This window comes from Niallia sp. FSL W8-0177 (genome assembly GCF_038006285.1).
GTDB lineage: Bacteria > Bacillota > Bacilli > Bacillales > Cytobacillaceae > Niallia > Niallia circulans_A.
This window is the reverse complement of record NZ_JBBOUX010000001.1, coordinates 3982393-3995876: the sequence shown is the minus strand read 5'-3', so window position 1 is coordinate 3995876 and position 13484 is coordinate 3982393. Positions and strand designations below refer to the sequence as shown.

At 37.1% G+C, this 13484-nt stretch carries 11 protein-coding genes; 7 read left to right on the top strand and 4 right to left on the bottom strand.

All coding sequences use genetic code 11. The features are described 5' to 3' along the window. Window positions 1-87 precede the first annotated feature (87 nt). The 6 genes from NST77_RS19425 to pgmB all read left to right on the top strand — a co-directional run bounded on the left by NST77_RS19425 (window position 88) and on the right by pgmB (window position 7751). Entirely contained in the window at window positions 88-1347 is a 1260-nt protein-coding gene (locus NST77_RS19425) for an extracellular solute-binding protein (protein WP_047940865.1), read from the top strand. Between the two features lie 231 nt (window positions 1348-1578). Continuing rightward, window positions 1579-2880, top strand: a complete 1302-nt coding sequence (locus NST77_RS19420; RefSeq protein WP_047940864.1) for a sugar ABC transporter permease — start codon at window positions 1579-1581, stop codon at window positions 2878-2880. A gap of 1 nt (window position 2881) precedes the next feature. Continuing rightward, a complete protein-coding gene (locus NST77_RS19415; protein ID WP_047940863.1) occupies window positions 2882-3718 on the top strand; it encodes a sugar ABC transporter permease in 837 nt (278 codons plus the stop codon). 108 nt (window positions 3719-3826) lie between these two features. Next, window positions 3827-4699: a DUF1189 family protein gene (locus NST77_RS19410; protein WP_047940862.1), complete on the top strand. Its 873-nt coding sequence runs from the start codon at window positions 3827-3829 to the stop codon at window positions 4697-4699. 12 nt (window positions 4700-4711) lie between these two features. Next, entirely contained in the window at window positions 4712-6988 is a 2277-nt protein-coding gene (locus NST77_RS19405; RefSeq protein WP_341123424.1) for a glycoside hydrolase family 65 protein, read from the top strand. 103 nt (window positions 6989-7091) lie between these two features. Beyond that, a complete protein-coding gene (pgmB, locus tag NST77_RS19400) occupies window positions 7092-7751 on the top strand; it encodes a beta-phosphoglucomutase (RefSeq protein WP_095329456.1) in 660 nt (219 codons plus the stop codon). Window positions 7752-7954: 203 nt separating this feature from the next. Here the strand turns inward: pgmB and NST77_RS19395 are convergent, their stop codons facing one another. Next, entirely contained in the window at window positions 7955-9724 is a 1770-nt protein-coding gene (locus tag NST77_RS19395; protein ID WP_163185087.1) for a glycoside hydrolase family 13 protein, read from the bottom strand. 277 nt (window positions 9725-10001) lie between these two features. On the opposite strand from NST77_RS19395, the gene NST77_RS19390 reads away from it, so the two are divergent. Beyond that, window positions 10002-10958, top strand: coding sequence for a LacI family DNA-binding transcriptional regulator (locus tag NST77_RS19390; protein ID WP_163185089.1), 957 nt, complete (start codon window positions 10002-10004; stop codon window positions 10956-10958). 186 nt (window positions 10959-11144) lie between these two features. Here the strand turns inward: NST77_RS19390 and hxlB are convergent, their stop codons facing one another. The 3 genes from hxlB to NST77_RS19375 form a co-directional block, all read right to left on the bottom strand. Beyond that, complete coding sequence (hxlB, locus tag NST77_RS19385) at window positions 11145-11693, bottom strand: 6-phospho-3-hexuloisomerase (RefSeq protein ID WP_163185092.1); 549 nt, start codon at window positions 11691-11693, stop codon at window positions 11145-11147. After that, a complete protein-coding gene (gene hxlA, locus NST77_RS19380; RefSeq protein WP_163185095.1) occupies window positions 11686-12303 on the bottom strand; it encodes a 3-hexulose-6-phosphate synthase in 618 nt (205 codons plus the stop codon). The genes hxlB and hxlA overlap by 8 nt, the downstream gene beginning before the upstream one ends. A 127-nt stretch (window positions 12304-12430) precedes the next feature. Further along, window positions 12431-13435, bottom strand: a complete 1005-nt coding sequence (locus tag NST77_RS19375) for a LacI family DNA-binding transcriptional regulator (RefSeq protein WP_172859483.1) — start codon at window positions 13433-13435, stop codon at window positions 12431-12433. Between the last annotated feature and the right edge of the window lie 49 nt (window positions 13436-13484).

Here is a 13484-nt window from a genome sequence, read left to right as displayed (position 1 = left end):
GTTATCGGTAACACAGAGAAAGCGATTGCATTAAAACGGTTTCAAATCTACAATAAGAATGTGAGATAAATAAGGAGGGAAAATTTCATGAAGAGTTATAAAAAACTATTAATGTCAGGAGTAGCGTTGCTTACTGCATTCTCTTTAACCGCTTGTGGCGGCAATGATACGAAAGAAAGTTCAAAAGGCGGATCTTCTGACGGAAAACAAACATTAACAGTGTCAGTAGATGGAGATGGATATAAAAAATATATTGATAGTATCAAAGGCGATTTTGAATCTAAAAATAATGCTGAAGTAAAAGTCGTCGTAATGGCGATGACAGATCAAGCTGACGCATTAGCGCTAGATGGTCCTGCTGGAACTGGTCCAGATGTATTTATCGCACCATATGACCGTGTTGGTTCAATGGGAAGCCAAGGGCATTTAGCTGAAGTAACAGCACAGCCTGAAGGAATTACAGAAACGGAAGAAAAACTAGTAACGTTTGATGGCAAACAATATGGAACACCATTTGTTATCGAAACTTTAGTAGGGTTCTATAATAAAGATTTAATTAAAGAAATGCCTAAAGATTTCTCAGAGGTAGAAGCATTAACAAAAGATAGCAAGTATGCGTTTGAAGCTGAGTCTGGCAAGAACACAGCTTTCTTAGCAAAATGGACGGACTTCTATTTTAGTTATGGATTAGTTGCTGGATATGGCGGATATGCATTTGGAAGTGAAGGAACAGATCCAACTGACATTGGGTTAAACAATCAAGGTACAATCGATGCCATTAAATATGCAAAGACTTGGTATGATCAATGGCCTAAAGGTATGCAGGACGTAACCGGTTCTGGTGATTTTATCACAGAAATGTTTACTACTGGGAAAACAGCTGTAATTATTGATGGCCCATGGATGGCAGATACTTTTAAAGATGCTGGCGTTAATTATGGAGTTGGTGCAATCCCTACATTACCAAATGGTGAAAAATTCGCTGCATTTGGTGGAGGAAAAGCGTGGGTAGCTTCTTCTTATGCGAAAGATCCGGAATTAGCTGCAAAATGGTTAGAGTATGTTGGGAATGCTGATAATTCAACAAAATTCTTTGAAGCTACAAATGAAATTCCTGCAAACACAATTGCACGTAAAGCGGTACCAGCAGATAATGAATTAGCTCAAGCAGTTATTGCAAACTTTGAAAACGCTTCTCCAATGCCTAATATTCAACAAATGGCTGAAGTATGGGATGGCGGACAATATCTAATATTTGATGCAGTTTCTGGTGCGAAAACACCTGAACAATCTGCAGAAGATACAGTGAAAAATATTAAAGAATCGATTGATCAAAAATATAAATAAGGTAGCTTAAAGGAAGGGAGATATTCCACTCCCTTTTAGTCGAAATTTCTAATTGTCATAACTGATAATTAGAAATTTCGTCTTTCCATAACGCAATCGTTTGCATTGAAAACACTTTCAAAACAAGTTGGTTTATCAAAAGAAGTTGGGCGAGTGATGATTTCTTTTGGTAAATCAATAAATTACCATTATGCAACAATATGCAATTTTATAGAAAGGGGATAGCCCACAATGAGTCGAAATGAAACAAATCATAAAAAGAAAGCATCCCTGTTATCCATTATTCCTGGGTTAGGTCAGTTTTATAATAAACAAGCATTTAAAGGAATAGTATTTTTTGCTCTCTTCTTGGTTTTTGCAATAGAGATGGCATTAACTGGATTTCAGGCTTTGGAAGGCTTAATAACATTAGGAAGTATACCTCGTGATGATCACTCGTTATTCCTAATGATTAAAGGAACATTACAGTTAATTTTAACTGTTATCTTTCTCTTCTTCTATATACTAAACATTTATGATGCTCGTAAAATAGGGGCATTAAGAGATAGAGGAGAAAAAATCAATACGAAGACGGTTGATATATTGAAAAATCTTTGGGAGCAAGGATTCCCTTACATCTTTACATTCCCGTCTTATATTTTAATGGCTTTTATCATTATTTTTCCGGTATTAGTGACATTATTTATAGCATTTACAAACTATGATTTTCAACATATACCGCCATTTAAGCTGATTGATTGGATTGGTTTTGAGAACTTTACCAACATCTTTTTCTTAAGTTCTTATCGTGCAACATTTATGAAAATCCTTGTTTGGACATTAATTTGGACATTTGGGGCAACCACTTTACAAATCGTTCTTGGTGTCGTTGCTGCTGTAGTGCTACATCAGAAGCATGTAAAAGGGAAAGCATTTTTCCGAATTCTTTTCTTATTGCCATGGGCTGTACCAGCATTTATTTCGATCATGGGATTCTCTAATATGTTTAATGACAGTATTGGTGCCATTAACGCACAAGTAATCCCATTGATCAATCATCTTCCATTCATTGATATACCGGCAATTTCTTGGAAGACAGATGCGACTTGGACAAAAACAGCACTTATTATGATTCAAGGCTGGCTTGGATTTCCATATATTTTTGTAATGGTAACAGGAGTATTGCAATCTATTTCAGATGATTTATATGAAGCAGCAAACCTTGATGGAGCAACTGCTTTGCAGCAATTCCGCAATATCACATTACCGATGATCCTTTTTGCAACAGCGCCAGTTATGATCACACAGTATACATTTAACTTTAACAACTTCTCTATCATCTACTTGTTTAATGAAGGTGGTCCAGGAAGTATTGGATGGAATGCAGGATCGACAGATATCCTCATTTCATGGATTTATAAATTAACAACAGGGCAAGCACCGCAATATGCAGTTGCAGCAGCGGTAACATTGATTATTTCCGCAATTGTAATTGCAGTATCACTCATAACATTTAAGAAAACAAATGCTTTTGGCAATGAGGAGATGATGTAGGATGAGCATGAAAGCATCGCGACTTATCAATAGAATATTAACATATGGTTTTCTTGGAATCCTATCAATAGTAATCATTTACCCATTATTAGTAACGGCATCAAGTGCCTTTCAAGCTACTAATATGGCGGCATTTACATTGAAATTGGATGCAAACTGGGGACTTGATAATTTCCAAAGACTTTTTAGTGAAACGAATTATTTAAGCTGGTATAAAAATACGATTATTATTGCGGTTGCAGTAATGGTTGTGCAAGTAACATTGGTCACTCTTTCTGGATATGTATTCAGCCGCTATCGCTTTGTTGGAAGAAAATATAGCTTAATTTTCTTCCTTGTTATTCAAATGGTTCCAACAATGGCAGCATTAACTGCTTATTACGTACTAGCAACAGTACTTGGAGCAATTGATTCTTATTGGCTGCTGTCATTAATCTATATCGGTGGTGGTATCCCGATGAACGTATGGTTAATGAAAGGGTATTTTGATACCATACCGCGTGAATTTGACGAAAGTGCAAGAATTGATGGAGCAGGTCATTTAAGAATCTTTGTACAAATTAACTTACCATTAGTGCGCCCAATGCTTGCCGTTCAAGCTTTATGGGCATTTATGACACCATTTAATGATTTCTTATTATCTAAGTTTTTATTACGCTCCAACGAATTATTAACATTGGCTGTTGGATTACAAACATTAATTTCCAACCCGCGTGAACAAAAGGTAGCGCTATTTGCGGCAGGAGCGGTTCTCGCAGCATTACCAATTGTTGTCTTATTCTTCTTCCTGCAAAAGAACTTTGTATCTGGTTTAACTAGCGGCGGATCAAAAGGCTAATCGGTGACCAACTGAAGAAATGTTAGAGACGTCTGCTAGTAGTGGCGCGGGCGTCTTAGGATAGAAAGAAAACAACAAAGAATTTTAAAGTAAGAGAGTGGGATTACAATGAAGAAGTCGGAACCATTTTTGATGCAATATTTCAAGTCTATTATTACACCGACAAATGTATTTAAGGGTAAGAATCTATTAACATGGCCGAAAATGATTTTCCTTTTTATTTTCTTAATTGCATGTATGATGATGCCAACCTCTATTCAAATGGCAAAACTAACAAATTTCCCATTTGAGTTTTTGTTTCCCCAGACAGCTGAATTAATTACAGATGATTTTGCCAAGTCATTGTCTTCAAAACAAGTTAAAAACGGTAAGTTAGTGGGAATAGACAGTCAATATACAGAAGAGACAGGCGGAAATGTGATTGCAATTGATAAGGACAATAAATATCAGATGACTGGAGAAGATCAGACAATTGCTATTAAAGGTTATGAAAATGCCATTGTTTTTAAAGAGGACTATGCTGTAATTGCCGAAGAAAATGGGTTTGGGTTTCAATTGTATTACCCAATGAATGAGGAGAAATATCCTTTCAAAATAGAAAACAAGGAAGATGTCCTGCGATATATCGGAACATTATGGTATGTGCAGAACAAAGCGTTCCTTCTGCCAATCCTGTTACTATTACTAGCAGGTGTTTATACAGCGATGAATGTAGTGCAATTTCTATTTATGTCACTCGTATTATGGCTGACAAAGAAATCAAATATTACCGATATAAGAACCTTTAAAGAGGCAGCAACCATTGTCCTTAACGCAGCAGGACTACCAACCATATTAGCTGTAATCTATGGATTTATTCAATTTGATGTTGCAACCTTCATCATGATACAAGGACTTGGAACGGTATTAATGATTGCATTTGCTTTTTTTAGAACAGGATTTAAAGAAAAAAGACTAAAGATAGATTCAGATAAAGCATAGGGAGAGAAGATTATGACAAATAAGCGTCTTTTCGAAATAAACAGCTGGAAATTAATATCAAATAAGTTGGAAAAAAAAGAAAAGCGACTGCAGGAAAGTCTAACCTCCATCGGAAATGGTTATATGGGGATGCGTGGTAACTTTGAAGAAGGATACTCAGGGGATTTCCATCAAGGTACGTATATTGCAGGTGTATGGTTTCCTGATAAAACAAGGGTTGGCTGGTGGAAAAATGGCTATCCTCAATATTTTGGCAAAGTGATCAATGCGCTGAACTTCATTGGTGTAGATATTTATGTAGACGGTACCAAAGTAGATTTGTATAAGGAAAACATTATTGATTTTCACCTAGAGCTAGATATGAAGGAAGGCATTTTAAGAAGAAGCTTCATCCTCCAAAAAGGAGAAAGTCAAATCAAGTTTGAGTTTGAACGCTTTTTAAGTATTGTTGCAAAAGAAGTTTGTGCAATAGATATAAAGGTAACAACGCTAACAGGAGCGCATAAGATTGAATTGGTTCCATATTTAGATGGTGATGTGACTAATGAAGATTCCAACTATGAAGAAAAATTCTGGGAAGAGACTGGCAGAAAAGTAGAAGCTAATGCTGCCAATCTAATAATGAAAACGGTTGATAATCCTTTTGGAACACCAAGATTTGCAGTATCTGCTTCGATGGCAAATACCATTAATCATCTAGAAGTAACTTCTTACAATGAAAAGCCGATGTATGTTGCTAATGCATATAACAATAAGCTTAAACATGGGGATACAATCCACCTCCAGAAATATGTGGCAGTTTCGACCTCTCGCGATTGGAAAGAAGAAAGATTAGGTGCTGTTTCTGACTTGTTAGCAAAACAAGCGAAAGAAAAAGGATATGATTCCTTAAAAGAAGAACATATTGCTGCATGGGCAGCCCGCTGGGAAAAGGCGGATGTTCAAATTGATGGGGATGAAGAAGCGCAGCAGGGGATCCGATTCAATATTTTCCAATTATTCTCTACGTACTATGGGGACGATGCGCGTCTCAATGTAGGGCCAAAAGGTTTTACAGGAGAAAAATATGGTGGAGCAACCTACTGGGATACAGAAGCATATATCGTTCCAATGTATTTGGCAGTAGCAGAGCCTAAAGTAACAGAGCAGCTATTACGCTATCGTCGCCAACAGCTGCCAGGTGCGGAGCATAATGCCAAACAGCAGGGACTGAAAGGTGCATTATATCCGATGGTAACCTTCACAGGGGTAGAATGCCATAATGAGTGGGAGATTACCTTTGAAGAAATTCATCGTAACGGTGCCATTGCCCACGCCATTTTTAATTACACAACGTACACAGGTGACGAAACCTATGCACTAAATGAAGGATTAGATGTGTTAGTCGGAATCAGTCGCTTTTGGGCAGATCGCGTACATTATTCGAAAAAAAATGATCAATACATGATACATGGAGTAACAGGACCAAATGAATATGAGAATAACGTGAATAACAATTGGTATACGAATAAGATTGCGACGTGGACATTAAGATATACTTTAGAATTACTTGAAAAAACAACTTCAAAAAGAAAAATAGATTTAAATATTGGCAAAAGTGAATTAGCAAAATGGCAAGAAATCATTGACAAGATGTATTTCCCAGTAGATGAGGAATTGGGAATCTTTGTTCAGCACGATACATTCCTTGATAAAGACTTAAGAACCGTAGATACCCTTTTAAAAGAAGAGAGACCACTTAATCAAAATTGGTCTTGGGATAAAATCTTACGTTCTTGTTTCATTAAGCAGGCAGATGTTTTACAAGGGATGTATTTCTTAAATCATGAATTTAGCTTAGAAGAGAAAAAGCGCAACTTTGATTTTTATGAGCCAATGACTGTCCATGAATCAAGTCTTTCCCCTTGCGTCCATTCTATTTTAGCAGCAGAGATCGGGCTGGAGGAAAAGGCATATGAGATGTATCAGCGCACGGCAAGATTAGATCTTGATAATTATAATAACGATACAGAAGATGGATTGCATATAACTAGTATGTCAGGAAGCTGGCTGGCTATTGTCCACGGCTTTGCTGGAATGCGCACAGCAGCAGGAACTCTTTCCTTTGCACCATTTGTTCCAAAAGGATGGAATAGCTACACCTTTACAATCAATTATCGGAATCGATTAATTCGGGTCACAACGACTTCAGAGGAAGTGAAATTAGAACTTCTATCCGGGAGTTCGCTAAAGATGCAGTTATATGGAAAAGATATTTTACTAGAAAAAGAGTTTGTTGGAAAGAAATAACTAGTTAGAAGAAGGGAGCCGCTGATTGATTGTATTCTATTGCTAGAGAAGAGCGCTAGAATAAAGCAAGCACGGCTCCTTTTATATAGGGAGGCCAATTAATATGTTAAAAGGAATTATCTTTGATTTAGACGGAGTTATTACAGACACTGCAGAATATCATTATTTAGCGTGGAAGAAAACAGCTGAGGCCATTGGAGTTCCTTTTGATCGTGAGTTTAATGAGGAATTAAAAGGTGTTAGCCGCATGGACTCTTTATATAAAATACTAGATCATGGGGGAATTCGCGGGCAATTCTCTGAAGCGCAAGTGGAAGAGCTGGCACACGATAAAAATACCTATTATCAAGAGCTAATTAAAGAAATTACCCCTCATGATTTATTGCCAGGGATAAAAGACTTCTTGGTAGAATGCAAAGAAGCCGGCTTACAGCTTGGCCTTGCTTCTGCAAGTAAAAATGGTCCAGTGATATTAGATCGTTTAGAAGTAACAAACTTTTTTGATACCATCGTCGATCCCGGAAAATTAAAAAAAGGGAAGCCTGATCCAGAAATCTTTGTAAAAGCAGCAGAGCAGCTGCAATTACAAGTGCGTGAATGTGTGGGAGTGGAAGATGCGGAAGCTGGCATTCAAGCAATAAAGGGAGCAAATATGTTTGCAGTTGGTGTTGGCACCCCTGACCGCATGAAATTAGCAGATTGGCAAGTCGGAAGTACCGCAGAAATAACCCTTGAACGGCTAAGGGAGAAATTAGGAGAATAATAGAGTGAGAGGGAATGGAGTGTATTGTATGCTCTGTTCTTTTTTATTTGGCTGGGGAAAGTGCTGTTTTGGGGAGAGGAAGGGATAGGGGGAAAAGTGGTGTTCAACGCATATAAGTCCCAACCAAATTAATTGCAAAAACAAAAAAGCGTATTCCCTTTGCATAGCGCAGAAGGAATCCGCTTTTTAAAAGAAGGTTGGTGTTAGCTTTTCACCTTGAATTGTAAAATTGAAAACGCACCTGGAGACAGTGTTAATTCTTTTTCTAGGTCCCAAATAATCTCTTTATCATGATAGAGATCTTGAACATTTTTATTATCGATATTTTCAACGGGAATCGTGAAAGTTTGTTCTTGATCTGTGTTATTAATAGAGAAAATAATATGTTCCTCTTTGTATGTTTTTCGGTACATTGTAATATTATTATTATTGGAATCCAAGAAAATAAATGATCCTTTGTTACCAAATGCCGGATGGTTTTTACGAAGTGAAATTAATTTTTGAATATGGGCAAATAAGTCAAGATCTTGCTTCTCTTTTTCCCACACCATACACTTTCTGCAGCCTGGATCCTGTGGGCCATCCATCCCTATTTCATCGCCGTAGTAGATACAAGGTGTTCCTGTGAAAGATAAAAGGAATAAATAGAGTAGTTTCACTCTATCCTTTCGATTATTTGCAAGGGTCAAAATACGAGGCGTATCATGACTATCTAATAGATTAAAAGATACTTCATTAACACTATTTGGATACATATGAAGGACATTGGTAATCGTATGTTTGAATTCTGTCGAAGTAATCGAATCCTTCGCAAAGAAATTTACGGCACCTGTTGTGAACGGATAATTCATAACAGCATCAAACTGGTCTCCTTGCAACCAAGGCATAGAGTCATGCCATATTTCTCCGAGAATATACACATCGGGCTTCAATGCTTTCACCTCTGTGCGGAAATCTCTCCAAAATGGATGATCTACTTCATTGGCAACGTCCAGCCTCCAGCCATCGATGGCAAATTCTCTTACCCAATATCGGCCAACCTCTAATAAATATTCTTTTACTTCTGGATGGCTTGTGTTTAGCTTTGGCATAAACGGGGTAAAGGCAAATGTATCATAGTTTGGAATTGGTGCTGTTTGAATTGGGAATTCACGAATATGGAACCAATCTTTATAGATAGATTCCTCCCCCCTCTCCATGACATCTTGCCATTGAGGGAAGAAATAGCCACTGTGATTAAAAACAGCATCTAACATAATCCGAATCCCATGATCATGAAGAACATCTACCATTTTTTGAAACGTCTGTTTATCGCCAAACTGGGGATCGATTTCCATATAGTCAATCGTATCGTATTTATGATTAGAGTAAGCTTTAAATATTGGAGTGAAATAAACACCATTAACTCCTAAATCAACTAAATGATCAACATGATCGATAACACCTTGAAAATCGCCGCCAAAAAAATTAGTAGGGGTAGGCTCTGTACTTCCCCATTCGAGCGTATCAGCAGGATTAAGCATAGGATTCCCGTTGGCAAAGCGTTCTGGGAAAATTTGATACCAAACCGTATCTCTTACCCAGTCGGGAGCATGAAAAGAATCCTCTTTATGCACAAAAGGGATACAAAAATAATAGGCAGTATCGTCTGTTGGAATTGCTTCATAAAATCCTTTTTCTGTATAGATAAGTGTCTCCTTTTCAGATGAAAGCTCAAATCCATAGCGTAAGCGTCGATACTCAGGCTTTATTTCAATAAACCAATAATCATAAAGCTCTGTGCTGCCACTTTTTTTCATGGGAGCTTTTTCGTATTGCCAAGCTTGATTCACAAAAATGTAAGGGTCTCCAAAAATAAGCTGAACAGATTCCATTTCTGCTTTTTTTGTCTGGAGACGGATGTGGACTAGATCGTCTTTATAAATATAAGAAAAATTATTGCCAGGCCGATGATAAATCGCTTCTTTTAACATAAAATCTCCCTTTCTACGCAAGCGTTTGCATTATTAAAGAGTTGAGTATCTAGCAAAAAACAATTATAATATAAAAAGATAAAAGGAAAACGTTTGCGCCCCTCTATTATCAACCCATTTTCGTTATTTATCAAGCATAATTATAAAAAAGTTTAGTTTAAATATAATAGTGAATAATTATTTGTTGTAGAATAAATGAAGTAGTATAATAAATCGCTTTCAATAATTAGTAATCTAATGAATAGAGAAATCTAAATTTAATACTGGGGGAGTTCCATTGGCAACACTTTCAGATGTGGCAAAAAAAGCAAATGTCTCAAAGATGACAGTTTCAAGAGTGTTAAATCATCCAGAGCAAGTAACAGATGAATTAAAACAGCTTGTATATAAAGCAATGGAAGAATTAAATTATGTTCCTAACTATGCGGCAAGAGCATTGGTTAATAATCGAACACAAGTGATTAAATTACTTATTTTAGAAGAAATGGACACGGTTGAACCTTATTATATGAATTTATTAACGGGAATGAGCAGGGAGCTGGATAAGAACCATTATTCCTTACAGCTAGTAACAAGGACATCACTTAATATAGGAAAGTGTGATGGCATCATTGTTACGGGTATGCGCGAATCTGACTATGCTTTTATTGAAAAGTTAACAATTCCGGTTGTATTATTTGGAGAGAATTTGCATGGATTTGATTTTGTCGATGTGGATAACAAAAAAGGGACATATGTTACGACTAAACATATTTTAGACCAAGGATATAAGCAGCTAATTTTTATCGGAATTGATGAGAAAGAGCCTTTTGGGCAACTTCGCGAGGCAGGGTACCTAGATGCAATTTCAGAGAATGCTATAGAAGGAAAAATTATAAGAGTAGCAAATAGTTCAAGAGCAGCCGAGGCAAAGGTTTCTGAATTCCTATCAAAGAACGATGGTAAATTTGGATTTGTTTGCGCCTCAGATCGCATTGCAACAGGAGTGATTCGTGCTATTCAGAAGAAGGGGAAAAGTGTGCCAGAAGACTACGCAGTAACTGGGTTTGATGGCGTCTTTCTAGATAGAATCTCCTCACCAAAAATTACCACAATTAAGCAGCCCTTAATGGAAATGGGAGAGGCTTGTGCACGCATGCTCCTAAAAAAAATTAATGAACGGAACAAAAATCAAGGCAAACATATTTTTGAGCCGAAGCTTGTTGTTCGAGGATCGACTATTCTTGAAGAGTAGAGTGATTTAACCATTTTAGTAATTGTCAATTTGTGTTTTGGCGGGGATAAACAATAGCAGTGAAAATAAGAGGATTGTTCTTTTACGATAAAAACAGCCGATATGCTCTTCAAAAGAGGCACAAAATACCCGCTTAGGAGCACGTAAACTCAGTCACTCGCTTCTACGGGTATTTATTAAGCATTATTATTCCATATTGCTATGTCTCTTAAAGGCTTCCTCAAATCCAATCTCATTTAGCTCAGCAAAATTTAGACAAATGGTATCAAAGACAATATGGGCACATTGATCAAATAATGAGCCTAAGGGCTGGATAGACTTCATCTCATTTGCCTGCCGATATTTCGTGCTTGCCGGAATGCAGATTGTATGGGTTGCCTCTTCCACAAGTGGAGAGCTAGGATCAGTAGTTAAGACTAACACAGTGCATCCTAGTTTATGAGCAGTTTCAGCCGTCCAAATAACAGACTTTGTTTTCCCAGAACCAGAAATCGCGACTAATATATCTTCAGAAGAAATAGAAGGAGTAATTGTCTCGCCCACTACATAAACGGTTGCTCCTAAATGCATTAATCTCATGGCAAAGGATTTCGCCATGAGCCCAGATCGTCCTTCTCCCACGACAAAAATTCTCCTTTTTTCTCTAATTAATGCTGCTGTATCAATTAATAAGTTCTCATCGACTTGTGACAAAACGACTTGGATTTCCTGTTGAATAGCTGTAAGCTTACTCATTGGACAATACCTCCTGATTAAATTGTCTTGCCGCCTTTGCTGGATCGGCAGCCTTCGTAATAGCGGATCCGATAATGGCTATATCAATGCCGCCTTTTTGAAGCTGTGGGATGGAAGCGATAGTAATTCCGCCTGCCGCTGCAATTGGAGTTAGATAGGCAGTGCCGGTTTCCCATTCGCTTTTCCCATTTAGTTCTTGCTCATCCTTACTTATATGGTAGCAAAAAATAGCATCCTTAATCGTGGCAAGTGATATCATTTGTTCTCTGGAAGTGTTTAATAAATCAATCATTACTTTTTTTTGCTTCTTTTTTGCTACTTCCATACATGTCTCAATGGTTACTTTTGGGGCTGTTCCCATAACCGTGATGATATCTGCCCCGGCGGCAAAGCTAAGCTCTGCTTCATATTTCGCATTATCCATTGTTTTCGTGTCAGCAAGGATCTTTTTATGGGGAAATGCTTTTCTCATTTGGCGGACGCTGTCTATTCCGAATTCCTTGATTAGAGAGGTCCCAACTTCAATCCAGTCAATATCAGCTTCTACTAACTGGGCTATATGAATTGCTTCCGAAATAGTTAATCGGTCCAAAGCTAATTGAATGATCATTGTTAACCATCCTTTCTTTCAATACTAAACCGGTTTATTTAAACAGTAAAAATTTTTAATAGAGTAATGGAACAGTATAGAAGCGTCATTCTGCTCATATAGAAGGAACGCTTCTCCGATCGATTTTTTATATTTTCTTTATGGAGGATTGTCTAACAATTAATTCACAAGGATAAATAATTTTTTCTACTTTAAAATGTTCCTTGTTAACTTGTTTTAATAATATTTCCGTAGCCTTTTTTCCCATTTCAAAGGCAGGCTGTGCAATCATCGTCATTGGAGGATTGGAAAGATGTGCAAAAGGAAAATTATCAAAAACAATTAGGGATACATCTTCAGGAATACGCAGTTTCTTTTCCTGTAAAAATGCTAAAGTCTCTAAGAATACTAAATCATTACCTGCCAGGATAGCAGTGGGCGGGTTCTTTTTCTGAAATAGGTGATGTAATTCAGTTTTCACATTTTCTATTTCTGAGCTGATAATATAGTCTTCGCATATGTCTATAGAGTTTTCTAGCAATGCTTTCTTATAGCCTTCAATTCGTTCTTTTCTTGTTGAGATAGTTAATGGCTGTGTCAAAATAGCAATATTCTTGTGGCCATTTTCCAAAAATAATTTGATTGCATGATAGCTTGATTCTATATTTGTGGATAAAATAAAAGAAGCATTTATTTCCGGAATATCTCGATCCATAAAAACAACGGGATAATCTTCCTCTATCATTTTGGCATAAATATCGGTGTTTTGCCCTGTAGGAAAAATAATCAGACCATCTACCTGTTTGGCACGCAATGTTTCGATATATGTTCGTTCCTTTTTGGGATTGTTGTCAGCGTTGCAGATGATTGCCTGATAATCATGCTCGAAGCAGTAATCTTCAATAGAACGGCAGATTTCTGTCGAAAAACGATGAACAATATCGGCTACAATAATTCCAATCATAGAAGTTTTCTTTTGCTTAAGGCTGCGTGCAATATAATTGGGATGATAACCTAGTTGTTCAATGGCACTTTTGATTTTTTCCCTTGTGTCTTCTCCCATATATTCATAACGCTTGTTGATATATTGTGAAACGGTGCTTTTAGAAACACCTGCATATTTCGCTACATCCGCCATGGTTACTTTCGCCATTTGTTTTCCTCTCTCGCTACTTTAATAGATTCTTTTTCTAGTATAAAAC

Coding starts and splice junctions, on each gene's coding strand:
- NST77_RS19425 (WP_047940865.1), top strand. CDS start 88: ATGAAGAGTTATAAAAAACTATTAATGTCAGGAGTAGCGTTGCTTACT.
- NST77_RS19420 (WP_047940864.1), top strand. CDS start 1,579: ATGAGTCGAAATGAAACAAATCATAAAAAGAAAGCATCCCTGTTATCC.
- NST77_RS19415 (WP_047940863.1), top strand. CDS start 2,882: ATGAGCATGAAAGCATCGCGACTTATCAATAGAATATTAACATATGGT.
- NST77_RS19410 (WP_047940862.1), top strand. CDS start 3,827: ATGAAGAAGTCGGAACCATTTTTGATGCAATATTTCAAGTCTATTATT.
- NST77_RS19405 (WP_341123424.1), top strand. CDS start 4,712: ATGACAAATAAGCGTCTTTTCGAAATAAACAGCTGGAAATTAATATCA.
- pgmB (WP_095329456.1), top strand. CDS start 7,092: ATGTTAAAAGGAATTATCTTTGATTTAGACGGAGTTATTACAGACACT.
- NST77_RS19395 (WP_163185087.1), bottom strand. CDS start 9,724: ATGTTAAAAGAAGCGATTTATCATCGGCCTGGCAATAATTTTTCTTAT.
- hxlB (WP_163185092.1), bottom strand. CDS start 11,693: ATGAGTAAGCTTACAGCTATTCAACAGGAAATCCAAGTCGTTTTGTCA.
- hxlA (WP_163185095.1), bottom strand. CDS start 12,303: ATGATCATTCAATTAGCTTTGGACCGATTAACTATTTCGGAAGCAATT.
- NST77_RS19375 (WP_172859483.1), bottom strand. CDS start 13,435: ATGGCGAAAGTAACCATGGCGGATGTAGCGAAATATGCAGGTGTTTCT.